Source organism: Isoptericola halotolerans, from assembly GCF_013149785.1.
GTDB lineage: Bacteria > Actinomycetota > Actinomycetes > Actinomycetales > Cellulomonadaceae > Isoptericola > Isoptericola halotolerans.
The window spans coordinates 328,065-354,622 of the sequence record NZ_JABEZU010000004.1 but is presented as its reverse complement, the minus strand read 5'-3'; the positions used below and the strand labels follow the sequence as shown (position 1 = coordinate 354,622).

Below are 26,558 nucleotides of genomic sequence, written 5' to 3'. Positions count from 1 at the left end.
GAGGACCGTCGTGAGCAAGGACTGGCCGGGCTGGCCCGCCGAGGACGCCGAGCGTTACCACCAGGCCGGGTGGTGGGCCGGGGAGACCTTCTCGGCCGCGCTGGGACGCTGGGCGGCACGTCGCCCCGAGCACGTCGCCGTCGTCGACCACCGCCGCCGGCTCACCTACGCCGACCTCGTCGCCGAGTCGCGCGCCGTCGCCGGCGGGCTCGCCGACCACGGCGTCCGGCGGGGCGACCGGGTCGTCGTCCAGCTGCCGAACGTGGCCGAGTTCCTCACGACCTGGTTCGCGCTGCAGCACCTCGGGGCCGTCCCCGTCCATGCGATGCCCGCCCACCGGTCCGCGGAGCTCGAGCACCTGACGGACCTCGCCGACGCCCGCGCCTACGTCACCACCGACGTCCACCAGGGCTTCGACCACCGCACCCTGGCGGACCACCTCGCCGCCGCGCGCGTCCGGGCCGGCCGGGAGGCGCCGCTGGTCGTCATCGTGGGTGAGGTCGGCGATCGCGACGCCGTCGCCTACGACCGGCTGCTCGCCGCGGCCGACCCTGCCGTCCCCGACCTCGCCGTCTCCAGCCGCGACCTCGCCCTGCTCCTGCTGTCCGGCGGGACCACCGGGCTGCCCAAGCTCATCCCCCGCACCCACGACGACTACCTCTACAACGCACGGCTCAGCGCCGAACGGTGCGGGATGGGCCCAGACACGGTGTTCCTGGCTGCGCTGCCCGTCGCCTTCAACTATTCCTGGTGCTGCCCCGGCGCGCTCGGGACCCTGAGCGCGGGCGGCACGGTCGTGCTGGCGCGAGACCCCAGCCCGGACACCGTGCTCGACCTCGTCGAGGCGGAGCGGGTCACGTCCCTGACGCTCAACCCGCCCCTGGCGGGCCTGTACGTCGAGGAGATCGGCTTCGGCGGCCGGGACACCTCGAGCGTGCAGGTCGTCGACGTCGGCTCCGCACGCCTGCCCGACGACGTCGCGGCGAGGGTCGGCCCGGCGTTCGGCGCCACGCTCCAGCAGGTCTACGGCATGGCCGAGGGGCTCATCTGCTACACGGGCCTGGACGACCCGGACGAGCTCGTCACCACCACGCAGGGCGTGCCGATGTCGCCCGGTGACGAGGTGCGCGTCGTCGACGGCGAGGGCCGGGACGTGGCCCCCGGTGAGCCGGGCGAGCTGCTCACCCGCGGGCCGTACACGCTGCGGGGGTACTGGCGGGCCGCCGAGCACGACGCCGTCGCGTTCACCCCCGACGGCTTCTACCGCACCGGCGACCTCGTGCGCCGGCTCGACTCCGGCCACCTCGTCGTCGTCGGACGGGTCAAGGAACAGATCAACCGGGGCGGCGAGAAGGTCGCCCCCGCCGAGGTCGAGAGTCACCTCGTGACCCACCCGCTGGTCGAGATCGCGGCCGTCTTCGGCGTGCCGGACCCGCTGTACGGCGAGCGGGTGGCCGCGGCCGTGCGCCCCCGGCCGGGCGGCCCCGCCCCCGACGCGGCGGCCCTGAGCGTGCACCTGCGCGAGCGCGGCCTGGCCGCCTACAAGATCCCCGAGAGCTTCACCATCGTCGACGACGTCCCGCTGACCGCCGTCGCGAAGATCGACAAGGCCGCCCTGCGCGAGGCCGTCCGGCCGTGACCCGGCTCGCCGCGCACCCCACCCTCGACCGCGACCGACCGGGAGCCCTGCTGCGATGACCGAGCCCGCCACCCTCACCGACCAGCCCGCCGTGCCGCGGTGGCTGCGCGAGACCGTCACCGCCGCCCTCCCCGACACCGGCGGCACTCCCGGCGACGACGACAACCTCTTCGCGCACGGGCTCGACTCCCTCGCCCTGATCCGGCTGATCGGCGGCTGGCGCCGCCAAGGCGTCCGCGCCCGGTTCGACGAGCTGGCTGCCACCCCCACGCTGCGCGAGTGGTCCCGGATCGTCACGCCCCCGCAGGAGACAGCCCCTGCCGCGCCCGGGACCGACGTCCTGCGCGTGCCCGACGGCGAGCCCTACCCGTTGGCGACCATGCAGCACGCGTACTGGATCGGCCGCGACCCGGACCAGCCCTGGGGAGGCGTCGCCGCGCACTACTACGTCGAGCTCGACGGGCGCGACGTCGACCCCGCCCGGCTGCGCCGGGCGCTCGCGGTGCTCGTCACCCGCCACGGCATGCTGCGCACCCGGTTCGGCGACGACGGGCTGGCCGTCACCACGCCCGTCGGCGGGGAGCCGGCGGCGAGCCCGAACGGCGACGTCGAGGTCCACGACCTGCGCTCACTCGGCGACGCGGCGGTCGCCGCGCGGCTCGACGAGCTGCGCGACCGCTACACCCACCAGCACCTCGACATCGCGGCCGGGCAGGTGCTGATGGTGGCGCTCAGCCTCCTGCCGGGCGGACGGACCCGGCTGCACCTGGACCTCGACATGGTCGCCGCCGACGCCCTGAGCATGCGCATCCTGCTGGCGGACCTGCGCGCGGCGTACGCCGAGCCCGAGCAGGTGGCCGCCCGGCCGGAGCCCGGCCTGGGGTTCGCCGACTACCTGGCCACCGAGCACCGCGACCGCACGGACGACCGCCGCGCCGACGCGGAGTACTGGCGTGGCCGCCTCGGCACGCTGCCCGGCGGGCCGCAGCTCCCCGTGGCTGCCGCGGCCGGCGACCGCCCGGCGCGCAGCCGTCGCCTGCACCACCGGCTCGGCCCGGAGCAGGTCGAGACGCTCGGGCGGCGGGCCGCCGAGCACGGCGTCACCCCGGCGGCCGTGCTGGCCACCGTCTTCGCGGAGACGGTGGGCGCCTGGAGCAGCAGCGGGCACTTCGTGCTCAACCTGCCGCTCTTCGGCCGCGACGAGATCCACCCGGACGTCGGCGCGCTCGTGGGCGACTTCTCGTCGTCGGTCCTCCTGGAGGTCGACCTGCGCCGTCCCGCCACGATGGCGGACCGGACCCGCGCGGTCGCGGACGGGCTCGCGCAGGCCGTGTCGCACGGCAGCCACCCGGGGGTCGAGGTCCTGCGGGACAAGGCACGGCAGGACGGGGCGCCGGTGCTGGCGCCCGTGGTCTACACCAGCGCGATCGGCCTGGGCGAGCTCTACGAGCGGACGGTGTGCGAGACGTTCGGCGAGCCCGTCTGGATCATCTCCCAAGGTCCTCAGGTGTGGTTGGACGCGCAGGTCACCGAGTTCCGCGACGGGCTCCTGGTCAACTGGGACGTCCGCGACGACGTGCTGCGCGACGGTGTCGCCGACGCGGCCTTCGCCTTCTACCGCTCCCTGATCGATGACCTGCTGGCCGATCCCGGAGCGTGGCAGCGGCCCGCGCCGGGCGGCCTGCCCGCGACGTCGCGGCAGGTGCGTGACCGGGTCAACGACACCGCCGTCGCCCACCCCCCGCAGCTGCTGCACACGACCGTGGCCGAGCTGGACCCCGCGTGGCGGGACCGGGTGGCCGTGGCCGACGCGCACGGCACGATGACCTACGCCGAGCTGGCGGCGGCCAGCGCCGGGGTGGCCGCGTGGTTGCGCGCGCGGTCCGTCGGCGCGGGGCGCACCGTCGCCGTCACGCTGCCGAAGGGTCGCGCGCAGGCGGTGGCCGTGCTCGGCGTGCTGCGGGCGGGCGCGACGTACCTGCCGATCAGCGTCGACCAGCCGGCGGCGCGCGCGGCCACGATGCGGCGCGTCGGGGACGTCGTCGCGACGATCGACGCCACCACCTACGACGACGCCGTCGCGTCCGCCCCCCAGGACGGGTCGGACGGCGGGTCGGACGGCGGGCCGCGCAGCGACCCGGCCACGGAGGGGAGCCGCCCGGCCTACGTCCTGTTCACCTCCGGCTCGACCGGCGAGCCCAAGGGCGTCGAGGTCAGCCACGCGGCCGCCATGAACACGATCGCGGCGCTCAACCGGCACCTCGGGCTCGGACCGGACGACGCGACGCTCGCGCTGTCCGCGCTGGAGTTCGACCTCAGCGTCTACGACCTGTTCGCCCCCCTCGCCGTGGGCGGCACCGCCGTGCTGGTCGGCGAGGACGAGCGCCGGGACCCGGAGGCGTGGTGGCGGCTGATCGGGCAGCACCGCGTCACCGTGTGGAACAGCGTGCCCGCGCTGCTCGGGCTGCTGCTGGCCGCCGCGCCGTCGGACACCTCCGACGTGACGCTGCGCGCCGCGCTGCTCGGCGGGGACCTCGTCCCCACCGACCTGGCCGACCGCTTCCACACCGTCGCGCCCCGCGGGCGCTTCCTGGCGCTCGGCGGGATGACAGAGGCGGCGATCCACTCGACCGTCGCGGAGATCGGCTCCCCCGCCGGCGCGCTGCCCGACGGCGTCCCCTGGGGCGTGCCGCTGGACAACGTCCGGTGCCGGGTGGTCGACGACCGCGGCGAGGACTGCCGCGACGAGGTGGTCGGCGAGCTGTGGATGGGCGGTGCCGGGCTCGCCGAGGGGTACCGCGGGCGCCCGGAGGCCACCGCGGAGAAGTTCGTGACTGTCGACGGCGAGCGCTGGTACCGCACCGGCGACCTCGCCTCGTACCGCGACGACGGGACGCTGCTGTTCCACGGCCGCCGCGACGCGCAGCTGCAGCTGCTCGGCCACCGCATCGAGCCCGGGGAGATCGAGTCCGCCCTGCGTGCGATGCCCGGTGTCACTGACGCCGCCGTGCGGGCCGTGCACCGGCGGGGGGCGACCCGCCTCGCGGCGGTGGTCGCCGCCCGCGAGCCGCGGCCGTCCGCGCAGGATCTGCGCGCCGGGTTGGCCGAGGCCGTCCCGGGGTACATGGTCTGCGACCCCGTGGTCGTCGTCCCCGAGCTGCCCCTGTCGGCCAACGGCAAGGTCCTCGGCTCCGCGGTCGAGACCCTGGTCGACGCGGCGCTCGACGGCGACCAGGGCGGCGGCGGGACGGCCGGGAGGCCCCCCGGCACCGCCTCGGAGCGGCAGGTCGCCGAGGTGTGGGCCGAGCTGCTCGACCCGCCGCGGCCGATCGGCTGCGGGGACGACTTCTTCTCCCTGGGAGGCGACTCCCTGCTCGCCACGCGCGCGACGGCCGCGCTGCGCCGCCGGGGGGCGCAGGGCGCCCGCGTCTCCGCGCTGCTGCGCGCCACCAGCCTGGCGGAGTACGCGGCGTCCCTGACCTGGCCGGTCGAGCCCGGCGAAGGCCCCGGAGGCGACGGGCACGTCACGGGGCGGGGTGTCGCGTCCGGCGTCGTCCGGCCGGTCGAGCCGCGACCCGAGGAGCGGCACCTGCCCTTCCCCGGCACGGACGTCCAGCAGGCCTACCTGCTCGGCCGGGACCCGGCGCTGCCGCTGGGCGGGGTCGGCACCTGGCAGTACGCCGAGTTCGACCCCCCACCCGGCGGGTTCGACGTCGCCGCCCTCGAGGGCGCCTGGCGCCGGCTCGTGGCGCGCCACGAGATGCTGCGCACGAGCGTCGCCGCCGACGGGATGCTGACCATCCACCCGGAGCTGCCCGGTGGGGAGCAGTGGGAGCTGCCCGTCCGCGAGGTGGGGTCCGCGACCGAGCTCGGACGACTGCGCGACGAGTGGTCCCACCAGATGCTCGACCTGTCCCGGCCGCCGCTGTGGCACCTCGAGCTCGTCCGTCACCCGGACGGGGAGCGCCTGGCGGTCGGGCTCGACTACATCGTGTTCGACGCCCTGTCGATCATGACGCTCTTCACCGAGCTCGACCTGCTCGTCGGGGACCCGGGCGCCGAGCTCGCCCCGATCGAGCTGTCCTTCCGCGACTACGTGCTGCAGCACCGCCCCGACCCGGCGGCCGTCGACGCCGACCAGCAGTACTGGCGCCGGCGGCTCGCCGAGCTGCCGCCCGGGCCGACCCTCCCGCTGAGCCGCACCGTGGACGAGGCGGCACCGCGGTTCGAGCGCCGCCAGCACCGCCTCGACCCGCAGGACTGGGGACGCCTGCAACAGCTCGCCCGCCGGCTGCGGCTGACCCCGTCGACGGTGCTGCTCGCGCTGTACGCGCACGTCCTCGGCCGGTGGAGCGACCGCGCTGACCTGACGGTGACGCTGACCATGTTCAACCGGCGCGAGGTGCACCCCGACATCTACCGCGTCCTCGGCGACTTCACCACCGTGTCCCTCGCGGACTACCGACCGGGCGACGGCGCCGACTGGCAGCAGGCGGCCACCGCCCTGCAGGCCAGGCTCGCCGAGGACCTGGACCACCGCGAGGTGGAGTCCTCGTGGCTGCTGCGCGAGCTCACCCGCCTCAACGGCCGCCTCGAGTCGGTCCCGGTGGTGTTCACCAGCGGCCTCGGCGTCGGGGGCCCGGGGGTCGGCATGGACATGTCGCCGTCCTTCGGGCGCCGTGTCCACGGCATCTCCCAGTCGCCGCAGGTGACCCTCGACAACCAGGTGACCGAGTCCGAGGGCGGTCTGCTCGTCACGTGGGACTCCGTCGTCGGGCTCTTCGCCGACGGCGTCGTCGACGCGATGTTCTCGCTGTACCGCGACGCGATCACGGCCTGCACCCAGGACGACGACTCCGTCGTCGAGCGGGTCGCCCGGGTGCTGGACACGCTGCCGATCGGGCAGCGAGCCGTGCGTGACGAGGTCAACGACACCGCCGTGGTGCGCGAGCCCCGCACGCTGCACGGGGCCGTGCTGGACGCCTCGACCGGGCGCGACGGGGTCGCGCTGCGCGGGGCCGACGGGACCACGGTCAGCCACCGCGACCTGCGCCCGCGGGTGCTCGAGCTCGCCGGGGCGCTGCGGGACCGGGGGGTCCGACCGGGTGACCGCGTCGGGGTGCGGATGCCGAAGGGCCCCGACCAGGTGCTGGCGGCGCTCGCCGTGCTGGCCGCCGGCGGGGCGTACGTCCCGGTCGGCGTCGACCAGCCGCCCGCGCGGGTCGGCCGCATCGCGGCGTCGGCCCGGCTCGTGCACACGGTCGAGGGTCTCGAGGACCTCACGGGGGCGGAGCCGCTCGGCGCTCCCCACGCCGGGGACCCGCACGAGGTCGCCTACGTCATCTTCACCTCCGGCTCGACCGGGGAGCCGAAGGGGGTGGAGATCACGCACGCCGCGGCGGCGAACACCGTCGACGACCTGGTCGAGCGCTGCGGCCTCACCGCGGACGACGTGGTGCTCGGCTCGGCGGCGCTGGACTTCGACCTGTCGGTGTTCGACGTCTTCGGCACTCTTGCCGTCGGCGCGGAGCTGGTGCTGCCGAGCGAGGCCGACCGGCGCGACGCGGAGCGCTGGGCCGAGCTCGTGAGCCTCCACGGGGTGACGTGGTGGAACAGCGTCCCCCTGCTGTACGACCTGCTGCTCGGCGTGGCGGAGCGGCACGACGGGTCCGCTTCGCTCGCCTCGTTGCGTCAGGTGCTGCTCTCCGGCGACTGGGTGGGCCTGGACCTGGCCGAGCGGTCGGCGGCACAGGCTCCGCAGGCCCGGCTGCTGGCCCTCGGCGGCGCCACCGAGGCGGCCATCTGGTCGAACGCTCAGCCGTTCGACCGGGCCGAGCCGCACTGGCCGTCGGTGCCGTACGGGCGCCCGCTGTCCAACCAGGAGTTCCGGGTCGTCGACGACCTGCGTCGCGACCGGCCCGACCGCGTCGTCGGCGAGCTGTGGATCGGCGGCGCGGGCCTGGCCCGCGGCTACTGCGGGGACCCCGGGCTCACGGCGGAGAAGTTCGTCGTCGACGCCGGACGCCGCTGGTACCGGACCGGTGACCTGGGCCGCTACTGGCCGGACGGCACCCTGGAGTTCTGCGGGCGGTGCGACGCCCAGGTCAAGGTGGGCGGGCACCGGGTCGAGCTCGGCGAGGTCGAGGCGGCGCTGGAACGTCTCCCGGGAGTCGAGAGAGGGGTCGCCGTCCTGGCCGACGACCGGTCGCGGCTGCTGGCGATGGTGACCACCGGAGCGGAGGCGCAGGTCGACGAGACCGCGCTGCGCGACCTGCTGCGCGAGGACCTGCCGCCGTCCGCCGTCCCCGCGCGGGTGGTCGCCGTCGACGAGCTGCCGCTGACAGCCAACGGCAAGCTGGATCGTGCCGCCGTCGCCGCGGAGCTCGCCGCCACCTTCGCCGGGCACGCCGCCGGGCACAGCGCCGGACGCGACCCCGGCGCGGTGCCGGCCGAGCCGGCCGAGCTCGTCGGGCTGGCCGGCGAGGTCGCCAGGCTGTGGGCCGAGGTGGGGGTCGTCGTCGACGGCGACCGGACGAACTTCTTCACCGCCGGGGGCAACAGCCTCGCCGCGCTGCGCTTCGTCCAGGCGGCCGGCCGGCGGTGGGACGTGGACTACACGGTCCGTGCCTTCCTGCAGCAGCCCACGGTGGACGCCGTCGCGGCCGAGCTGTCACGGCTCGGCGCGGGACAGATCGAGGAGGGTGCGCTGTGAGACAGGTACTGGGGCCGGTCCGGGGCAGGCTGCTCACGGCGACGGTGCTGCAGGCGGCGGGGAGCGTGGTCGGGACGGTCGCGCTGATCGTCCTGGCCGAGCTGGGCGCCCGGGCCGCCGACGCGGCCACGGGCGGGTCTCCGGTGGGCCGTGCCGAGGTCGTGGCGAGCGTCGGCTGGGCCGGTGCGGCGCTGCTCGCCGCCGCGGTGCTGGTCGGGGCGGCGACGACGGTCAGCCACCTGGCCGACAGCGACCTGCAGCTCTCGCTGCGGGCGCGTCTGGTGGACCGACTCTCCCGGGTGCGGCTCGGCTGGTTCGCCGGTACCGACGCCGGCCGGGTCAAGAAGGCGGTGCAGGACGACACCGGGTCGATGCACCACCTCGTCGCGCACGCGCTGCTCGACGCCGTGGGAGCCGTGACCGTCCCGGTGACGGTGCTCGTCTACCTGCTCGCCACGCGGCCGCTCCTTGGGCTGCCGCTCCTCGTGCTGGTCGTCGTGGCGGTCTGGACGTTCCAGGCCACGATGCGCGGGTCCGGGCAGCGGATGGCCGAGTTCGGGCGCCGGATGGCAGAGCTCAACGGGGCCGCGGTCGAGACGGTGGAGTGCATCGACGTGGTGCGTCTCTACGCCCGCCGCGGCGGTCAGGCACGGCGGCTCGAGCAGGCCGGCGAGGACTTCCACGGTTTCTTCCGCTCGTGGGTCGGGCAGACCAGCACGACGACGGCGGTCGCCTTCGTCCTCGCCCTGCCGCTCACCGCGATCCTCGTCGTGGTGCTCACCGCCGTCGGGCTCGTCGCGGCGGGGCTGACGGACGTCGCGGCGGTCGTGCCCGTGCTGGTGCCCGCGGTCGTGCTGGCACCGTTGTGCACCGCCCCGGTGAGCACGGTCGGGACGAGGCTCCCGGCGCTGCGCAGCGGCATGGCGGCCGCCGCGTCGGTGCAGGAGGTCCTGGACCTGCCCACGATGCCGACCCCGGGCCGGGCGACGGCGGAGCCGGACGGTCACGGCCTGCGGCTGGAGGACGTGACGTTCGGCTACGACGCCGAGCGCCCCGTGCTGCACGAGGTGTCGTTCGGGTGCGAGCCGGGGACGGTCACCGCCGTCGTGGGCGCCTCGGGGGCGGGCAAGTCGACGCTGGCCGCGCTGCTGGCCCGGTTCGAGGACGTCGACTCCGGCCGCATCACGCTCGGTGGCGTCGACCTGCGCGACCTGACGACGGAGCAGCTGTACGCACGGGTCGGCTTCGTCTTCCAGGACGTCGTCCTGCTGCGCGGCAGCGTGCACGACGCCGTCGCGTGCGGTCGCCCCGGCGTCGGGCGCGAGGACGTGGTCGCCGCGGCACGCTCGGCCGGCATCCACGACCGGGTCCTGGCGGAACCGCGCGGCTACGACGCGGAGATCGGCCGCGACGTCGAGTTCTCCCAGGGCGAGGCGCAGCGGATCTCCGTCGCACGGGCGCTGCTGGCCGACACCCCCGTCCTCGTCCTCGACGAGGCGACGGCCTACGCCGACGCCGAGTCCGAGGCGCACGTGCAGCGGGCGCTGTCGCACCTGGCCCGCGGGCGCACCGTCGTGGTGGTGGCGCACCGCCTGTCCACCGTCCGTCACGTCGACCAGATCGTCGTCCTGGACGACGGGCGCGTGGTCCAGCGCGGGACGCACGACGAGCTGCTGACCGACGACGCCGGGCGCTACGCGGCGCTCTGGCGTGCGCACGGGCACGACGGCGCCACCGGTGCCGACGCCGAACCGATGGAGGCGCGTTCATGATCGCCGAGATGTTCCAGGCCCTCGGACCGCAGCACCGCGGGCCGGTGCTGCGCCTCGTGGGGTGGATGGTCCTCGCCGCGGGGCTGCAGGCGGGCGCCCTGCTGTGCCTCGTCCCCCTGCTGCGCGCCGTGCTCGTGCCGTCGGCCGCAGATCCCCTGCGAGCCCTCGTCGTGCTCATCGTGGTGGCCCTGGCCGCCACGGCGGTCTCGGTCCTGGTCCAGCGGGGAGCGTTCCTGGTGGGTGCCGACATCGGCCGGGCGCTCCAGGCCCGCCTCGCCGCGGCGGTCGACCGGCTGCCCCGGTCCTGGTTCCGTCGCGGCCGGTCCGGTGAGGTGGCGCGGCTCGCCGGGGGGACGGTGACCGCCACGATGAACGTCCCCGCGCACTTCCTGCGCCCGCTGGTGACGGCGGTGGTGGCCCCGGTCGTCCTGGTGGGCGGGCTGCTCGTCGTCGACCCGGTCGTGGGCCTGGTCCTCCTCGCGGGCACGCCGCTGCTCGTGGCGTCGATCCTGCTCACCGACCGGATGGTGGCGGCGGCCGACGGCGGTCGGCACCACCTGGCCGACACGACGGCGGAGCGCGTCCTGGAGTTCGTCCGGGCGCAGCCGGTGCTGCGCGCCTTCGGGAGGCTGTCGCAGGACCGCGGGCGGCTGGGCGACACCCTCGTGGCGCAGCGTGCCGCGGACCGGCGGCTGATCCGGGTGGCGGTGCCCGCCGTGCTGGTGCACGAGCTCCTCACCACGGCGGTCTTCCTGGTCGCGGTCGGGGTGTCAGCGGTGCGGTTCGCGGACGGCGCGACGGGTGTCGTCGAGCTGCTGGCGGTGCTGGTGCTGGGGCTGCGGGTGGTGGACGCCGTCTCCGCCGCCGCGGCGCTGGCCGCGGGGATGCGGATGACCCGACGTTCCCTGGCGCAGCTCAACGAGGTGTTCGCCGCGGCGCGGGACGCCGGGCACGGGCAGCCTGCTCCGGCGGACGACGGCGTACCGCTGCCCGACGGTGCGCCGGGCGGTAGACCGGGTGCTGCCGTGCCAGTGGCCTTCCAGGGGGTCTCGCACCGCTACGGCGACGGCCCGGACGCGGAGTGGGCGGTGCGGGACGTCGACCTGGAGGTCTCCGCTCCGGGGATGACCGCCCTGGTCGGGCCCTCGGGGGCGGGAAAGACCACGCTGGCCATGCTGGTCGCCCGCACGGCCGACGCGACGCAGGGCGTCGTCACCGTCGCCGGCACGGACGTGCGCCGGTTCTCCGCCGACCAGCTGCTCGACCTCGTGGCGGTCGTCCCACAGGACTGCGTGCTGCTGGACGGCTCGCTGCGGCACAACCTGCAGGTGGGCCGGCCGAGGGCGAGCGAGGCCGAGCTGCTCGACGCCGTCGGGCAGGCAGGGCTGACCGAGCTGGTCGCGACCCGGGACGGTGGCCTGGACGCCCCGGTGGGGCCGCGCGGCTCGATGCTCTCCGGCGGCGAGCGGCAACGGGTGGCGCTGGCCCGCGCTGTCCTCACCGGGGCGCCGGTGCTGGTGCTCGACGAGGTGACGTCCTCGCTCGACGCCGTCCACGACGAGGCGATCACCGCCGGGCTGCGTCGTCTCGCCGAGACCCGCACCGTCGTGGTGGTGGCGCACCGGCTACGTTCCGTCGTCGAGGCCGACGCCGTCGTCGTCCTGGAGAGCGGCCGGGTCGTCCAGCGCGGTCGCCACGACGAGCTCGTCGCCGTCGACGGGCTCTACCGACGGCTGTGGACCACGCAGCAGGAGGCGGCCGGCTGGCAGCTCGTGGACGCGTCGTGACGAGCCCGCCGGAAGAGCTCGTCTCCCTCGGGACCGGGCTGCGCACGGTGTTCGCCGACCAGCCGGCGGCGGTCTCGGTGGTCCTGTGGTCCGGGCCGGACGGGACGGGCGGGATGACGGTGACCTCGGTGAACGCGGCGTCGCTCGACCCGCCGCTGCTGGTCTTCTGCGTCGACCGCCGCTCCTCCCGGCTGGCGGCGCTGCGCCGGACGCCGGAGATCTCGGTGAACCTGCTCGGCGCCGGGCAGGGGGATGTCGCCGACCGGTACGCGCGCCGGGGCGACCCGGGGCGCTGGGACGCGAGCACCGTCGCCGGGGGTGCCGGCCGCCCGCACGTGCCCGGCGCCCGGTGGAGCCTCCTGGGGCGGGTCGTCGCGGTGCACGACGTCGGGGCGAGCGACCTGTTCGTCGTGCAGGTGTCGGAGGTGCTGGAGGGCCCGTCGTCGGACCCGCTCGTGCACCACCAGCGCGCCTACGGCAGCGTCACGGGAATCAGTGGAACGTCGTCGCGTAGTACGTCTGCCGGTCGACCGTCTCCACGGTGACGTCCTGGGTGCGCTCGAGGTGGCGGCGCAGGTTGTCGGCGAACCGCAGGCCGTCGTCGTTGAACCGGGAGACGTCGTAGGCGCACACCACGCGGTGCTCGGCCAGGTGGGCGACGAGCGCGTCGATCATGTCCATGAAGGTGCGGGTCGCCCGGCGCCCCGGGTGGGCGAGGGTGAAGCCGACGTACCAGACGGCTCCGCGGGCGGCGTGCTCGGGGTACCGGGCGGCGAAGAACTCCGGGCTGACCCACGGCACGGCGGCGAGGTCGGTCGCGAGCGTGGTCAGCCCGACCGACTCGCCGGCGTCGTCGTGGGCGAGCAGCTTGAGGATGCGGGGGTCGGCCATCTCGTCGTCGAACTCCTCGCGGTGCAGCACGTGCCGTGCGGCGGCACGGGTGCGCAGGGGTTCGAAGGCCTCGAGGTACAGCTCCCAGAAGCGGTCGGCGACCGGCCCCTGGACGACGGGCTCGATCGTGACGTCAGCCATCGGCCAGACCTTCCCACCCGGCGCGCCGGAAGGTCGCGACGACGACGGCGCACACCGGCAGCGTGTCGCAGGTGATGCCGGTGACGCGTCGGCCCTCGGGGTGGTAGGCGCCACCGCGGGTGGCCGACAGGTCCTCCAGGCTGTGGGTCAGGTCGGTCGCGACCTGCTCGTGCGAGGGGCCCTCGTGCTCCACGAAGAGGCCGGCGCCGCTGCCGTCGTCGCGCCGTGACCAGGCGACGCCCGCCCACGCCTCGTGGCCCGGCAGGGAGGCGTGGGCCTCGGCGTACACGCAGAAGAGCGCGTCGCCGTGCTGCCCGGCCAGCTGTCCTGCGGCGTCCACGTCGAGGATCGTGCTGCCCGGCGGGACCACCGAGCTCAGCCGGACCAGGTTGAAGTCGCCGACACCGGCGGCGACGAGGGCGGCGTCGAAGGCCGCGAGGGTGGTCCGGCCGGTGCCGGTGCCGGTGCTGACACGGATCGTCAGAGGGTCGGTCATGAGGTCCTCGAGGGTGGGTCGTCGGGGGGATCGGCGCCGGGTCGGCCGGCGACGGCGTCAAGGAGGTCGAGCACGGGGTGGAGGAGCTGCTCCGGGGCCACGTGCTCCTTGGCCAGGAAGACAGTACGGCTTCGACGGAGGTCCTCGCGCTCCCGCGCGTCGAGCTGCGCACCGGAGTAGACCACGATCGGTACCCGTTGCAGGCGGCCGTCGCGCCGCAGCGCCTCCACGAGCTCGTGGCCGGGGCGGTCCGGGAGCATCAGGTCGAGCACCACCAGGTCCGGTCGCACGACGGACAGCGCCTCGTGGGCCTCGCCGGCCGTGCGTGCCTGGGTGACCATCAGCCCGCCGCCCTCGAGCACCGAGGCCACGACCCCGCGCAGGTCGTCGTCGTCCTCGACCACCAGGATCCGTTCGTGGTGGGGACGCAGCCGGATCACGTCCCGCACCGTGCTCAGCAGCCGGGCCGGGTCGACGGGCTTGACCAGCCACCCGTCGGCGAGCACGGCCGTCTCCCGGGCGTCGGCCGGATCGGTCCCCGAGACCACGACGACCGGGACCCGTGCCGTCGCGGCGGCGTGCCGCAGCTCGGCCAGCACCTCCGCCCCGTCCGTACCGGGCATCGCCAGGTCGAGGACGATCGCCGCGGGGTGCTCCTCGGCGACGAGCTCCAGGGCGGCACGACCGTCGGTGATGCCGACGGCCTCGTACCCGCGGTCCTCCAGCAGGGCGCTCAGCACCTCCACGACGTACGGGTCGTCGTCCACGACGACCACGCGGGGGCGGTCCCGGCCGTCCGCGCCGGCCCGCTGCACCGCCGTCGGCCGCGGGGCTCGCACCGCGGGGGCGCTCCCGGGTCGTGCCGTCCCGGGGCGAGCGCTGGAGCGTCCGCCGCGCCGCAACGTGAACCGCACGCTCGTCCCGGTCCCCACGCCGTCGCTGACGGCCCAGATCCGGCCGCCGTGCCGGTCGACGATGCTGCGGGCGATGGGCAGGCCGAGCCCGGTGCCGCCGCGTTCGCGGGCGTCGGAGGCGTCGACCTGCTCGAAGCGGCGGAACACGGCCTCCAGCTTCGCGGGCGGGATCCCACGCCCCGGGTCGTCGACGCGCACCTCGATCATGTCTCCGACCGGGGCGGCGCTGGTGCGCACGGTGCTGCCGGCCGGGGAGAACTTGACCGCGTTGGACAACAGGTTGACGAGGGTCTGCACGATCCGGTCGGCGTCGGCCCTGACGTGCTCGTCGGACGGTACGTGCTCGAGGGTGATCCCGGCGTTCTCCGCGAGGATCACGACCTGCTCCACCGCGGTGGCCACCAGCTCGTCCACCGCGTGGTCGGCCAGCTCCAGCGGTGTCGTGCCGGCGGTCATGCGCTCGATGTCGAGGATGTCGTCCACCAGCCGGCCCAGGCGCTCGCTGCTGGTCAGGGCGATGTGGACCATGCGGCGTGCCCTCTCGGGCGTCTCCTGCAGCACGCCGCTGTCCAGGAGACCCAGCGCGCCACGGATCGACGTGAGGGGGGTGCGCAGCTCGTGGCTGACGACGGAGACGAACTCGTCCTTGATGCGTTCCAGCTCGCGGCGCTCGGTGACGTCGCGGAAGACGACGACGGCACCGCGGATCACGCCGTCGTCGCGCAGCGGGCTGGCGGTGACCTCGACCGGGACGACCTTGCCGTCCAGGCGCCGGTAGACGTCCTGCTCGGAGGTGGTGGTGACGCCGTCACGCACCGCCTCGGTGATGTAGCACCCCTCGGCCGAGAACGGTGTTCCGTCGGACTTCGGCGCGTGGAACGTCCCGTGCGCGGAGCGCCCGATCAGGTCGTCCGGGGTGGCGCCGAGGGTTCGGGCTCCGGCGGCGTTGACGAAGGTCAGCAGGCCCGCGGCGTCGACGCCGTAGATGCCGTCCGCGACCGACTCGAGGGTGCGCTCGCGTTCTCCGGCGAGCGCGCGCAGCTGTGCGGTGCGTTCCTCGACCCGTCGTTCGAGGCCGTGGCGCAGCGACTCGTTGTCCACGACCACGAGGATCTGCCGTGCCACGACGGCCACCAGCACGGCGATCCACAGGGCGTTCGCCACCCAGGGGAAGTTCGCCCCCGACTGGACGACGCGGACGAGCGCGGCGGCGAGGAACAGCAGGAACGTCACGACGGTCCCGAGCACCGGCGAGCCGTCCCGCCGTCGGGTGTCGACCGGGCTGCCGGACGCCGCCGGGTGCCGGGCGGCCACGGCGATGGCGGTGTACCCGCCGACCCAGCCCAGGTCCACGGGGCTGCCGAACGCGAAGCCGCCCGTGGCGGAGACGAGCGCGAACGAGACGTCGGAGACGGCGAAGAGCACGAACCCGCCACCGACGAGCGCCAGCGGTACCCGTTCCCCGGCGCTGGAGCGGGTCATGACCAGCACGGCGAGAGTGGCGAGCAGCGCGTCGACCACCGGCAGGACGTAGGCGCTCAGGGCCGGTTCCGCGGAGAAGTCGCGCTCGCCGAGGACGACGGCGAAGACGGCGATGTACAGCACGGACCCGCCGACCACGACGCCGTCGAGCAGCATCCGCACGACCTCCTGGCCGCGCGGGCGCACGGTGGGGAAGGAGGCGAGGCCGAAGATGCCGAGCAGCAGCGCGGCGATGTAGGCGATGTCGCCCGTCGCCGGGTCGCCGACGACGCCGGCGTACACGTTGCCCAGGAGGCCGACGGCGCCACCGAGCGAGAGCGCCCCCCAGGCGCGGCGACGGCGCCCCGTCGAGCGGGCGGCACGCCAGCCACAGCTCAACGACGCCAGGATGGCGGCCACCACCAGGGCTGTCCAGGAGGTCATCTCGCGCAGGGACGCAGCGAAGGGTCCGGCGAGGATGACGGCGATCACGAGGAAGGCGGCCCCGGTGGCCCAGCTCCAGCGCAGGAAGGCGCCGTACGCCCGTGCTGTCGCGCCTCGAGCCTCGCCCATGGCCCGAGCGTAGGGGACCACCCCTCCCGACGCGCGTCCTCGCGGGCGGGCGACGGCGTCCTGACGTGGTGTGACGGGCGCGCGGGGCGCGCGCGCGGTACGGTCGACGACATCCGGTCACCGGGGGGGACGGAGCACGTGGGAAGCAGCGGGCGGTGCGTGGTGGTCGTCGACGACGACCCGTCGATCCGCGAGGTCGCGGCCCTGGCCCTGTCCGCCGTCGGAGGGCACGACGTGCAGACCGCGGGCGACGGCGCCGACGGCGTCGAGCTCGCGCTGCGGGTACGACCGGACGTCGTCCTGCTCGACGTCATGATGCCGACCCTCGACGGACCGACCGTGCTGGCGTGGATGCGCACCATCGACGAGCTGCGGGAGGTGCCCGTCGTCTTCCTCACCGCGAAGGTGGGGTCGCAGGACATCGACCGGCTCGACGGTCTGGGGGCGGTCGGGGTGATCACCAAGCCCTTCGACCCGCTCGGTCTGCCCGGACGGCTCGCCGACGTCCTCGGCTGGTCGTCATGAGCGCCGGACCGCCCGGCAGCGGTGCCGGGGGCGACGCGATGGACGACGCGGTGGCGCGCCTCGCCGCCGCCGCCCGTCGGCGCAACCTCGAACGTGCCGACCGTGTCCTGGACCTGGTCCCGCCCGGCGAGGACCTGTTCGACGTCGCGGCGCGTGACGAGGCGGTCCTGCTGTGCCACTCGATCGCCGGGTCGGCCGGGACGTTCGGTGACGGTGAGCTCGCCGAGGCCGCCCGGGACCTCGAGTCCCTCCTGCGTGACGGGCGCTCCGCGCGGCGTGTCCCGGCCCTGGGCCGCCTGCGAGCGACGGTGCAGGACCTGCGTCGTCGCTGACCAGGGGTGCTGCTGCGGTGATCTTGAGCGGATCCTGAGCGAATCCTGCTGAGATCGGCAGCCCTCCGCGAGGTGGGTTGGCCACGATCGAGGGGATGACGCCGATCGACCCTGGAGTCCGACATGACCGTCCTGCGCGCGCGACGCCTGTCACGTCCCGCCGCGCCGGGCGCGCCGACCGCCCGTCGGACATGATCGGCCCCGAGCCCGTCGCGGCCGTGGCCCGGGCGTGGCAGGGCCTGGTCGACGAGCTCGAGGGGGACGAGTCGGCGGTGGACCGGTTCGCGTCCATCTGGCTCGAGCTGCTCCCTCGCCGCCTGACCTCCTGCCGCAACGCGTTGGCGCGTGGTGACCGGGAGGCCGCGCGGGTGCGGCTGCTGACGCTGCACAGCTCGGCGGTGATGCTGGGTCTGGACGACTTCGCCCAGGCTGCGTGGCGTTGCCAGGCGGCGCTGGACGAGGGCCGGGGCGACGACGACGTGGCGTCCGCCCGCAGTCTGGCGCGCGACGTGATGGACGAGGCGCAGACGGCGGCGGCCCTGGTGCGGGCCGCGCTCGGTCAGGGCCGGTGGTCGAAGCGGTAGCCGACCCCGCGGACCGTGCGGATCCAGCGCGGTGAGGAAGGGTCGTCACCGATCTTGCGCCGCAGGTTCGCCATGTGGACCTCGATGCTGCGTCGGTCGGCGGGGGTGACCAGGGTGCCGGCGTCGTACTCGTCGCCCCACAGGACCCTGACGAGCGTGTCCTTGGACAGCACGCGGCCCGGGGCGCGGGCGAGGGCGGCCAGGAGGTCGAACTCGCTGCGGGTCAGGTGCACCTCCTCGCCGTCCACGCTGACGGTGCGGCCCGCTGTGTCGACGAGGAGGCCGTCGATGGTGCCGATGGCCGAGGCCTCCGTCGCGCCCGAGGCGTGGGGCAGCGCCAGGGCCGGTGCGGGCGCCGGGACGCCGTCCGGGGCGGAGCCGGTCGACAGGGCGCCCGGCGGGTCGGCACGGCGCTGGCGGCGCAGCATCGCCTCGATGCGGGCGCGGAGCTCGCGGGGGCGGAACGGCTTGGTCTGGTAGTCGTCCGCGCCGGCGTCGAGGCCCATGAGGGCGTCGATCTCGTCGGTGCGGGCGGTGAGCATGACCACGAAGGTGTTCGACACGGCGCGGATCCGGCGGCACACCTCGAACCCGTCGATGTCGGGCAGGGAGACGTCGAGCGTGGTCACCAGGGGGTTCGTGCGCGTCACGAGCTCCACGCCGCTGTGACCGTCGACGGCGGTGTACGTCACGAACCCGGCCTGCGTGAGGACCTCGTCGAGGAGTGCCCGGATCTCGGCGTCGTCCTCGACGATGACCGCGGTGCGTTCGTGGCCGGCGGCGTCCGTGCGTTGCTGTTCCGGTCCGGCGGTCATGGCGCCACGGTAGTGGGGGGTTGCCTGGAGCGCACGGTCATCGCTGGCGATTCGGTGAGCTGGTCGCCTCGGGGGAGGTCGACGGAGGCGCGGTTCCCGGCGCGTGCACGGGTCCGGTGCCGGCGGACGGCGGCCCGGTTGGCGCACCGGACCGAGCAGTAGCGCCGTCGTCCGTTGCGGGTGACGTCGACGACGACGGCGGTGCACGGGTCGCCAGGTTCCGTCCCTGCCTCGCACCGGCGCAGGCGGTGCATGCCGCGGGTGGTCAGGTGCAGGGCCGTGCCGACGCTGATGACGGCGTGCAGCACGTGGGGCAGCGACTGGTCGTCGTCGCGGTAGTGCAGGTGCCATCCCTCGCCGTCGTGGTCGGTGAGGCGCGGGTAGGCGGCGGCGGCGGCCATCTGGGCGTTGAGGAGGCGGGCCCGCTCGCCGGGGTCGTCGGCGTCGACGACGGCGAGCCAGTCGTCGACGACGCGCCGGGTGCGCGCGTGGTCGTCGGGTGCGACGGGGAAGGCCATGGTCATGCCGAACTCGCGGGCGCGGGCCTCGATGCCGTCGCGGTCGGCGGGCCAGTCGTCGGCGAGCGACGCGGCGAGCAGGACCGCGTACTCGCCGTAAGGGTTGAGATGCACAAGACCATGACACCACGCTGGGTGGCATGACGACTCTCGAGACCCACGGCGAACAGCACCTGACGACGGCGGCCACGCACGAGCACGGCTGGATCGTCGAGTCGAGCCACCCGGTCTCGACCGGTCACGTCCTGTACGTGCGCTGCGTCGACTGCGGCACGCGGCGCGTCGACCTGCAGGACCACCGGCACCCGGCGCCGGTGGCGCTGACCCGCGAGCTGCCGTGACGCCCGGACCGCTGGCTGAGCCGGTCCAGGACGGCGGCTGCGGTCCGTGCGACCAGCTCGTCGTCCGTGCCTGCGTCCGGGTCGTCCCGCTCGGTGAGGATCGTCACCACGACGGGGTCACGGCCCGGGGGCGTGACGACGGCGACGTCGTGGCGCAGCGCGCCCGCGCCCCCGGACTTGTCCGCGACCGTCCAGCCCTCCGGCGCACCCGCGCGGACCAGCGAGTCGCCCGTGGCGTTGCCCGTCATCCACCCGAGGAGCAGGTCGGCATCCTCCGGCGCGAGCCACCCGCCGTGCAGGATCGTGTCGAGGTCGGCGGTGAACGCGGCCGGCGTGGTCGTGTCGTCGGTGCTGCCCGGCTCGACCGTGTTCAGGTCGGGCTCCGTGCGCACCGGCTCGGTCGTCGTGTCATCGAGCAGCTCGAACGCCGCACGCAGGCCGTCGGGGCCGCCGATGCGCTCGAAGAGCAGGTTGGTGGCCGCGTTGTCGCTCTCGCGGACGGCCGCCTCGGCCAGCTCGTCGAGGGTCAGGCCGTCGTCGAGGTGCTCGCCGGTCACCGGGGAGTAGCCGGCGACCTCCACCTCCTGCGCCGACCAGGTGACCCGCTCGGCCCGCTGCTCGGCGGTGGTGGTGCGCAGCAGCTCGGCCGCGACGAAGACCTTGATCGTCGAGGCGTAGCCCCAGCGCTCGTCGGCCCGGTGCTCGACGCGCTCACCGGTGCCCGTGTCGAGCGCGGCGACCCCGATGCGGGCCTCGTACTCCTCCTCGAGGGCCGCCATCGCGTCGTCGACGGCGGGTGCGCCGTCCGCCGTCGGGCTCGGCGCGGGAGCCGAGGTGGTGGGGCTCGCGGTGGGACCGTCGGTCGGGCCCGTCGGCGGTCCGGCTGCGGACGGCTCGGCCGCCGTGCAGGCCGCCAGTGCCAGGACGACCAGGCCAGCCAGGGCCGGTCTGCGGGGGTATGGCACGGACGCTCTCTCCTCAGGGGTCGGGGCCTGCGTGCAGGGTGCTCCTGAGGAAGACTGCCACGGGAGGTGCCCGGCACGGGCCCAGGGGGGCACCGATGAGTCCCCGCGCGGACGGAGGTCGACCTGTCCGACGAGAGGACCGCATGATGACCGACCCGCACACGATCGACCTGCCCGACGGGCGACCCCTCGTGGTGCACGACAGCGCCCCGGGCGCCCAGGAGCGGAGCGTCCCGGTGGTCGTGTGGCACCACGGGTCGCCGCAGTCCGGCGCTCTGCTCGCCCCGGTGCTCGCCGCGGCCGAGGCGCGGGGGTTGCGCGTGCTGTCACCTGCTCGCCCCGGCTACGGCGGTTCCCCGCGCGTGCCCGGACGTTCGGTGGCGGATGCCGCCGCCGACGTCGCCCACGCCCTCGACGCGCTCGGGGTGACCCGCTGCGTCGCCGTCGGCGCCTCCGGGGGCGGCCCGCACGCCCTCGCGCTGGCGGCCGTGCGCCCCGAGCTCGTGACCGGCGTGGTGACCCTGGCCGGGATCGCACCGTACGACGGCACCGAGACATGGTTCACCGGGATGGCCGACGACGGCGGCCTGCGCGCCGCGCTCGACGGTCCCGCGGCGCGCGAACGGTACGCCGAGACGGCCGAGTTCGAGCCGTCGAGCTTCACGGACGGCGACTACGCCGTGCTCGCTGGCGCCTGGGCGGATCTCGGGGACGACGCCGCACGCGCCGGGCGGGAGTGGCCGGGCGGGCTCGTGGACGACGACCTCGCGTTCGTCCGCCCGTGGGGCGTGGCGCTCGCGGACGTCTCGGCGCCGACGCTGGTGGTGCAGGGCGGCGCCGACCGGGTGGTCCCCCGCCACCACGGTGAGCGGTTGCTCGCCGGGCCGCCCGCCGGCGAGCTGTGGCTGCGGCCGCGGGACGGGCACATCGGTGTGCTGGCGGCCCTCCCGGTCGCCCTGGACCGGTTGCGGGCCGCCTGATCAGCCCCCACGTCGTCCGGCAACTCGGCAGCGGGTGAATCTGTGGGTGAACTTGCGGTGCGAGAAACCGGTCTCTATGGTGAGAAAGCGGTTCCCCGTGAACGACCTCATCTGGGTGTCGTGATCCAGCGTCGGACCACGGCACGCGGGGGCTCTCTCGATGAGGCCACGCGTCGCCCCGGGCAGCGTTGCCCGACGGCGGAAAGTCCGCTGCGACGCGTCGCACCACCCGCAACGCCCGATTTCGATGACGAAGTGAGGCAACGATGACGAAGACAGCCGCAGCACGACTCACGGCGGCGGGGGCCACCCTGGCCCTGGCCGGCGCCCTGGGGGTGACCGCCCTGTGGACGCACGACGCGCACGCCGCGACCGGCAGCGCCACCGGGTTCGCCACCCAGAACGGCGGGACCACCGGCGGGGCCGGCGGCGAGACCGTCCGGGCCACCACCGGTACCCAGATCCACGCCGCGCTGTGCGACCGCGCCGCGAGCGACACCCCGATCGTCATCGAGGTGGAAGGGACGATCAACCACGGCAACACCAGCAAGGTCTCCGGCAGCAGCTGCAACACCGCCGACGACGTCATCGAGCTGAAGGAGATCAGCAACGTCACGCTCGTCGGCATCGGCGCCGGCGCCCTGTTCGACCAGCTCGGCATCCACATCCGCGACTCGAGCAACATCATCATCCAGAACGTGCACGTGCGGAACGTCAAGAAGTCCGGCTCGCCCACCTCCAACGGCGGCGACGCCATCGGCATGGAGAAGGACGTCAGCAACGTCTGGGTCGACCACGTGACCCTCGAGGCGTCCGGCGGCGAGGACGACGGCTACGACGCGCTGTTCGACATGAAGAACAACACGCGGTACGTGACCCTCTCGTACAGCATCCTGCGCAACTCCGGTCGTGGCGGGCTCGTCGGCTCCAGCGACAGCGACACGGGCAACGGCCCCGTGACGTACCACCACAACCTGTACCAGAACATCGACTCCCGGGCCCCGCTGCTGCGCGCCGGGACCGCCCACACGTACAACAACCACTTCGTGGGCATCACCAAGTCCGGCATCAACTCGCGAGTGGGCGCCCAGGTCAAGGTCGACCACAACTACTTCGAGGACTCCAAGGACGTCCTCGGCACCTTCTACACGGACAAGGGCGGCGACTGGGAGGTCGACGGCAACATCTTCGACAACGTCACCTGGTCCAGCCCCGGCAGCGACAACAACCCTGCCGGACCGAACCCGACGTCGACCACCACCGTCGCCATCCCCTACTCCTACGACCTCGACGACGCGAGCTGCGTGCCGAACCTGCTGGCGGCCACCGCCGGGGCGAACAAGGGGAACCAGGTCTCGGACGGCTCCTGCACCCCGCAGAACCCCGACCCGACCGACCCGACCGAGCCGACGCCGGACCCTGAGCCGACCGACCCTGAGCCGACCGACCCGCCCACCGGCACCAACCTCTCGATCGGTGCCGGCTCGGACGGCTCGTCGAAGGCCAGCGGCACCAGCTACGGCGACGTGCGCGACGGCGACATGAGCAGCTTCTGGTCGCCCTCGGGGTCGACCGGCCGGATCTCCGTCAAGTGGGGCAGCGACACCACCGTGTCGTCGATCAACGTCCGCGAGGCCGCGGACGCCGTCGGCAACATCGGGTCGTGGCGTGTGGTGAACAACGACACCGGTGCGGTGCTGGCCACCGGCAGCGGTGCCGGTGTGATCACGTTCCCCGCGACGACGCTGCGCAAGATCAACTTCGAGATCACCGGGTCGACCGGCACCCCGAAGGTCGCCGAGCTCGAGACCTACGGCGGCTGACCACCACCTCCCTACGGGGCCACGAGGGCCTCCCTGACCGGTCCCTCGTGGCCCCGACCGCCCTGCCGGCGTCGCCTGCGCACCAGCCACTCGGCCACTGCCAGGTTCGGCACCCAGCACAGGAACGGCACCAGGGCGTAGGCACGGTCGAACGCCGTCCCGGCGTCGAACGAGTCGCCCAGCGCCAGCTCCTGCGCGCCGACCAGCACCCCTGTCCAGACGCGGAGCGTGACCGCGGCGAAGGTGAGTGCGAAGGCGCGCGTCATCCACGTCCGGTGCGCCTCGACGTCGTGCCGCCGGATCGCCGCGAACCCGAGCCACGACGTCCAGAGCCACAGCACGCCGAGCGCCCCGAAGCCGAGCGTCCCGACCGTGCCGGCCTGGTTGCCGGGGGCGAGGACGAGCCCGGGCAGCCCGGCGACGGCGACGGCCGGCAGGATCGCCCGCCCCGTCCACCGGTGCAGCCGCGGGTGGCGACGACGAAGCCCCGGCCAGAGCTGCCACGGGCTGAGCAGCAGGGCGATGCCGCCTGCCACCACGTGGAGGTAGAACGCGACCAGGACGCCGACCGGACGGTCGACGTACCCGGCGGCCAGCCCGGCGTCGTCGGCAGCGAGCTCGGCGAGTGTCGTGGCGAGGTACGGCGTGACGGCGACGGCCGCGACGGTGACCGACAGCAGGGTGAGCGCGGTGAGGCTCCAGGTCCGGCGGCGGTCCACCGCGGCCGGTGCGGGCTGGTTCATGGCTCCATTGACCCAGCGTGCGTGGGGGCAGCACATCAGGGATCTGCCTGAGCCTGACCCTGGACGCACCCTGGGCATGGGCGCCCGGGACGGTGTAGGGGTGGACCTCGTCGGCGAGCTCTCTTGCCCGCACCGACGACCGTGTGCCAGCGTGTCCGCGATCCGCTCGTCGGCGGAAGCGGCCCGGACGTCTGGAGCGGTCCATGAACGGTGAGCAGCGCGTGTCGAGCCCCTGGAACGCCTCGGCGGTACCGGTCGGGGCGGCCATGTTCCTCGTGGCGCAGTTCGTGATGTTTGCGCTCTTCGCCACCCCGCAGGTCGCGCTGACGCTGGTCGCCGGGTGGTTCGTCGTCGCGTTCGTCGTCCAGTTCTGGGGCTCACGGACCGACCGGGTCGTCGCCCTCGTCGGACTGGTGCTCATGGCCCTCGCGGTGTACCTGCTGGTCCTGCTGGGCGGGTAGGCCCCCGTCGGCTCGACGGCCTACAGGGCGTCCAGGACGCCGTGGTCGCGCGGCCGGATCTCGTCGCGCAGCCGCCCCATGCGTTCGTCGAGCTCGGCGGCCACCCGACCGGCGTCCTCGATCTCCGCGGCCAGGTGCGACGGCAGCTCGTTGCGGTACTTGTAGAAGAGCTTGTGCTCGGTGCTCGCCCAGAAGTCCATCGCGATGGTGCGGATCTGCAGCTCGACCGGGATGTGCTCGACGCCCGCGGAGAGGAACACCGGCACCTCGACGATGAGGTGCAGCGAGCGGTAGCCGTTGGCCTTGGGCGCCGCGATGTAGTCCTTGGTGGCGAGGACGGTCAGGTCCTGCTGGGCGGAGAGCATCTCGGCGATCCAGTAGACGTCGGAGACGAAGCTGCAGGTGATCCGGATGCCGGCGATGTCGCGGATCTCCGCGCGGACGGCCGGCAGCGTCAGGTCGGTGCCCTGCCGCACGGCCTTCGCGAGCAGGCTGTCCGCCGACTTCAGGCGGGTGCGGACATGCTCGATCGGGCTGTAGTCGTGGATGCTCTCGAACTCCTGGCGCAGGATGTTGACCTTCGTCGAGACCTCGTCGATCCCGAACTGGTAGTAGAGCTGCAGCCGCGTGAACTCGTCGCGCAGCGCACGGAGCTGCGCGAGCATCGGGTCGATCTGTGCGGGGTCCGGTAGGTCGTCGGGGGTCCGGTCGGCCCATCGGGCGAGCAGCTGCTGCTCGAGGCCGGCCTCCGCGAAGGGGACGGCACCGGCGTCGGCGCTGTCTGTCGTGGTCATGGCCTGCTCCTCGGTGGTGGCGGTGGGCGGCGGGCATCGTCACCGGGTCCGGTCCGTCGCTCTATGCTCGTGGGATGAACGATCCGCGCCCGGCTGCCGTTCCAGGCAACGCCCTGTCCAAGAGCTTCCTCGTGATCGCGCTCGTCGAGGGCGCCGTCCTGGCGACGGCGGTGGTGCTGCTCTCGTTGGACGTCATCCCCTTCGGCATCTTCATCGGTGTGGTCGGGCTGTGCGTCGCCGGCACGGGGATCGCCATCCTGAGCGTGGTCCGTCGCGGCCAGGAGCGCGCGAGGGCGAACGGTGCCGGGACGGGGTCGACCGCCAGCAAGGACGCCGGGAGCACCGGCCCCGGCTCGACGATCGACCGGTCGAACCCGTTCACGCATCAGTGATGCGTCGTGCGGGGGTCACCGTCGGCTGGTTGCCGGTGTCCGGGGGGCGAGCAGACTGGCAGTGGATTCAAGAGTTATGAGTTGCCCGCAGGGCAGTCGTCGCACGACTCAAAGTGATGCATAGCCACGCAGTCCCCTGCTCGCCGCAGCTTTCAAGCGGGCCGGATCGGTCGAGCGACGGGGGAAGGGCGTCAACGGCATGTTCGAGCAGCAGTTGCGAGCCGGCCGTGACGCTCCCGACTACTCGCGGAGCACTCCCGATTCCGTGACGGTGACGGTCCCCCTCGGGACTGCGGACCTCGATCGCGTGCGTCTTCTCCTTGCGTGGGAGGACGAACGACAGCGAACTCTCGAGCTCCCGGAGCTCCTGGTGGTCCACGAGGTGAAGGGTGCGGGGTCGGCCAGCGGCGCCGAGATGGCGAGCGCTCCAGGACTGTCCCTCGCCAGGGCGCGCTCGGTGGTGCGACATGCCTCGTCGAACAGGGCATCCTCGAAGCCCGTGGGGACGGTCGGAACCGTCGGTACCACGTGACGGCACGCTTCTACGACCGTGCTGAAGACCGGAACGCCGACGTTCGGGTCAGGGGTGTCGATCCGTTGCAGCAGGAGCGAACGATCCTTGACCACGTCGGCGCCTTCGGCTCGATCACTCGTGGACGCGCCGCCGAGCTCTGCCAGACCTCACCGCCACAAGCCAGGACCATCCTGAAGCGGCTCGTCGACGGCGGGAGGCTCAAGGCCGTCGGCGAGAGGCGGGCGGCACGGTACGAATCCGCAGGGCCTGGGCCGTCGACGGAGGTCTGACCCTCGCCGGCTCGGCAGTAATAATGCGCATCATGTCGTTGACCTGAGTCGCAGGACCTCCGGAGACTGCCGGTGCCGGGCACGCCCCGGCGCCG

20 protein-coding genes and 1 pseudogene are annotated in these 26,558 nt (G+C 74.2%); 13 read left to right on the top strand and 8 right to left on the bottom strand.

The annotated features are described in order from the left end of the window. Positions 1–10 precede the first annotated feature (10 nt). Genes HDG69_RS16275 through HDG69_RS16255 form a run of 5 tightly spaced genes read left to right on the top strand, consistent with a single transcriptional unit; the run spans position 11 to position 12,455 of the window. The gene (locus HDG69_RS16275) at positions 11–1,639 is read left to right on the top strand and encodes an AMP-binding protein (protein ID WP_171784875.1); all 1,629 of its coding nucleotides are present in this window, start codon (positions 11–13) and stop codon (positions 1,637–1,639) included. 55 nt (positions 1,640–1,694) lie between these two features. Continuing rightward, the gene (locus HDG69_RS16270; RefSeq protein WP_171784874.1) at positions 1,695–8,351 is read left to right on the top strand and encodes a non-ribosomal peptide synthetase; all 6,657 of its coding nucleotides are present in this window, start codon (positions 1,695–1,697) and stop codon (positions 8,349–8,351) included. Next, on the top strand, positions 8,348–10,123 hold the full coding sequence (locus HDG69_RS16265; RefSeq protein ID WP_171784873.1) for an ATP-binding cassette domain-containing protein: 1,776 nt from the start codon (positions 8,348–8,350) through the stop codon (positions 10,121–10,123). The genes HDG69_RS16270 and HDG69_RS16265 overlap by 4 nt, the downstream gene beginning before the upstream one ends. After that, positions 10,120–11,910, top strand: coding sequence for an ABC transporter ATP-binding protein (locus tag HDG69_RS16260; RefSeq protein WP_171784872.1), 1,791 nt, complete (start codon positions 10,120–10,122; stop codon positions 11,908–11,910). The genes HDG69_RS16265 and HDG69_RS16260 overlap by 4 nt, the downstream gene beginning before the upstream one ends. Beyond that, the gene (locus HDG69_RS16255) at positions 11,907–12,455 is read left to right on the top strand and encodes a flavin reductase (RefSeq protein WP_171784871.1); all 549 of its coding nucleotides are present in this window, start codon (positions 11,907–11,909) and stop codon (positions 12,453–12,455) included. The genes HDG69_RS16260 and HDG69_RS16255 overlap by 4 nt, the downstream gene beginning before the upstream one ends. Here HDG69_RS16255 and HDG69_RS16250 read toward each other — a convergent pair. The 3 genes from HDG69_RS16250 to HDG69_RS16240 are packed head-to-tail and all read right to left on the bottom strand — an operon-like array spanning position 12,403 to position 16,386. After that, positions 12,403–12,942 (bottom strand): hypothetical protein, encoded by a 540-nt coding sequence (locus HDG69_RS16250; RefSeq protein WP_171784870.1) that lies wholly within the window; start codon positions 12,940–12,942, stop codon positions 12,403–12,405. The two genes, HDG69_RS16255 and HDG69_RS16250, sit on opposite strands and share 53 nt — an antisense overlap. Continuing rightward, entirely contained in the window at positions 12,935–13,438 is a 504-nt protein-coding gene (locus tag HDG69_RS16245) for a pyruvoyl-dependent arginine decarboxylase (protein ID WP_171784869.1), read from the bottom strand. The genes HDG69_RS16250 and HDG69_RS16245 overlap by 8 nt, the downstream gene beginning before the upstream one ends. Beyond that, positions 13,435–16,386 carry a response regulator gene (locus HDG69_RS16240; protein ID WP_171784868.1) on the bottom strand — a complete coding sequence of 984 codons (2,952 nt, stop codon included), beginning with the start codon at positions 16,384–16,386 and terminating at the stop codon, positions 13,435–13,437. The genes HDG69_RS16245 and HDG69_RS16240 overlap by 4 nt, the downstream gene beginning before the upstream one ends. A 159-nt stretch (positions 16,387–16,545) precedes the next feature. Between HDG69_RS16240 and HDG69_RS16235 the strand changes: the two genes are divergently transcribed. From HDG69_RS16235 to HDG69_RS16225, 3 genes are all read left to right on the top strand, one after another. Next, the gene (locus tag HDG69_RS16235) at positions 16,546–16,911 is read left to right on the top strand and encodes a response regulator (RefSeq protein WP_343036478.1); all 366 of its coding nucleotides are present in this window, start codon (positions 16,546–16,548) and stop codon (positions 16,909–16,911) included. After that, positions 16,908–17,243, top strand: coding sequence for an Hpt domain-containing protein (locus HDG69_RS16230; RefSeq protein ID WP_171784866.1), 336 nt, complete (start codon positions 16,908–16,910; stop codon positions 17,241–17,243). The genes HDG69_RS16235 and HDG69_RS16230 overlap by 4 nt, the downstream gene beginning before the upstream one ends. A gap of 191 nt (positions 17,244–17,434) precedes the next feature. Continuing rightward, on the top strand, positions 17,435–17,827 hold the full coding sequence (locus HDG69_RS16225; protein ID WP_171784865.1) for an Hpt domain-containing protein: 393 nt from the start codon (positions 17,435–17,437) through the stop codon (positions 17,825–17,827). On the opposite strand, the gene HDG69_RS16220 is transcribed toward HDG69_RS16225, so the two are convergent. The 3 genes and pseudogenes from HDG69_RS16220 to bla all read right to left on the bottom strand — a co-directional run bounded on the left by HDG69_RS16220 (position 17,803) and on the right by bla (position 20,466). Continuing rightward, entirely contained in the window at positions 17,803–18,642 is an 840-nt protein-coding gene (locus tag HDG69_RS16220) for a response regulator transcription factor (RefSeq protein ID WP_171784864.1), read from the bottom strand. The genes HDG69_RS16225 and HDG69_RS16220 overlap by 25 nt on opposite strands. Positions 18,643–18,746: 104 nt before the next feature. Continuing rightward, positions 18,747–19,274 (bottom strand): annotated as a pseudogene (locus HDG69_RS16215) (CGNR zinc finger domain-containing protein); the annotation flags it as partial. 124 nt (positions 19,275–19,398) lie between these two features. Next, positions 19,399–20,466: a class A beta-lactamase gene (gene bla / locus HDG69_RS16210; RefSeq protein ID WP_171784862.1), complete on the bottom strand. Its 1,068-nt coding sequence runs from the start codon at positions 20,464–20,466 to the stop codon at positions 19,399–19,401. 146 nt (positions 20,467–20,612) lie between these two features. Between bla and HDG69_RS16205 the strand changes: the two genes are divergently transcribed. Continuing rightward, positions 20,613–21,446 carry an alpha/beta fold hydrolase gene (locus HDG69_RS16205; RefSeq protein WP_171784861.1) on the top strand — a complete coding sequence of 278 codons (834 nt, stop codon included), beginning with the start codon at positions 20,613–20,615 and terminating at the stop codon, positions 21,444–21,446. Positions 21,447–21,712: 266 nt separating this feature from the next. Beyond that, on the top strand, positions 21,713–23,269 hold the full coding sequence (locus HDG69_RS16200) for a pectate lyase family protein (RefSeq protein WP_171784860.1): 1,557 nt from the start codon (positions 21,713–21,715) through the stop codon (positions 23,267–23,269). A gap of 11 nt (positions 23,270–23,280) precedes the next feature. Here HDG69_RS16200 and HDG69_RS16195 read toward each other — a convergent pair whose 3' ends face one another. Beyond that, positions 23,281–24,012: a DUF2306 domain-containing protein gene (locus HDG69_RS16195; protein WP_171784859.1), complete on the bottom strand. Its 732-nt coding sequence runs from the start codon at positions 24,010–24,012 to the stop codon at positions 23,281–23,283. Positions 24,013–24,215: 203 nt separating this feature from the next. Here HDG69_RS16195 and HDG69_RS16190 point away from each other — a divergent pair, with 203 nt between their 5' ends. Beyond that, on the top strand, positions 24,216–24,473 hold the full coding sequence (locus HDG69_RS16190) for a hypothetical protein (protein ID WP_171784858.1): 258 nt from the start codon (positions 24,216–24,218) through the stop codon (positions 24,471–24,473). A 20-nt stretch (positions 24,474–24,493) separates the two neighbouring features. On the opposite strand, the gene HDG69_RS16185 is transcribed toward HDG69_RS16190, so the two are convergent. Further along, positions 24,494–25,267, bottom strand: a complete 774-nt coding sequence (locus HDG69_RS16185) for a GTP pyrophosphokinase (RefSeq protein WP_246256700.1) — start codon at positions 25,265–25,267, stop codon at positions 24,494–24,496. A 74-nt stretch (positions 25,268–25,341) separates the two neighbouring features. Between HDG69_RS16185 and HDG69_RS16180 the strand changes: the two genes are divergently transcribed. Continuing rightward, positions 25,342–25,659 carry a hypothetical protein gene (locus tag HDG69_RS16180; RefSeq protein ID WP_171784857.1) on the top strand — a complete coding sequence of 106 codons (318 nt, stop codon included), beginning with the start codon at positions 25,342–25,344 and terminating at the stop codon, positions 25,657–25,659. Positions 25,660–26,187: 528 nt separating this feature from the next. Beyond that, positions 26,188–26,463 (top strand): hypothetical protein, encoded by a 276-nt coding sequence (locus tag HDG69_RS18725; RefSeq protein ID WP_216645787.1) that lies wholly within the window; start codon positions 26,188–26,190, stop codon positions 26,461–26,463. Positions 26,464–26,558 lie beyond the last annotated feature (95 nt).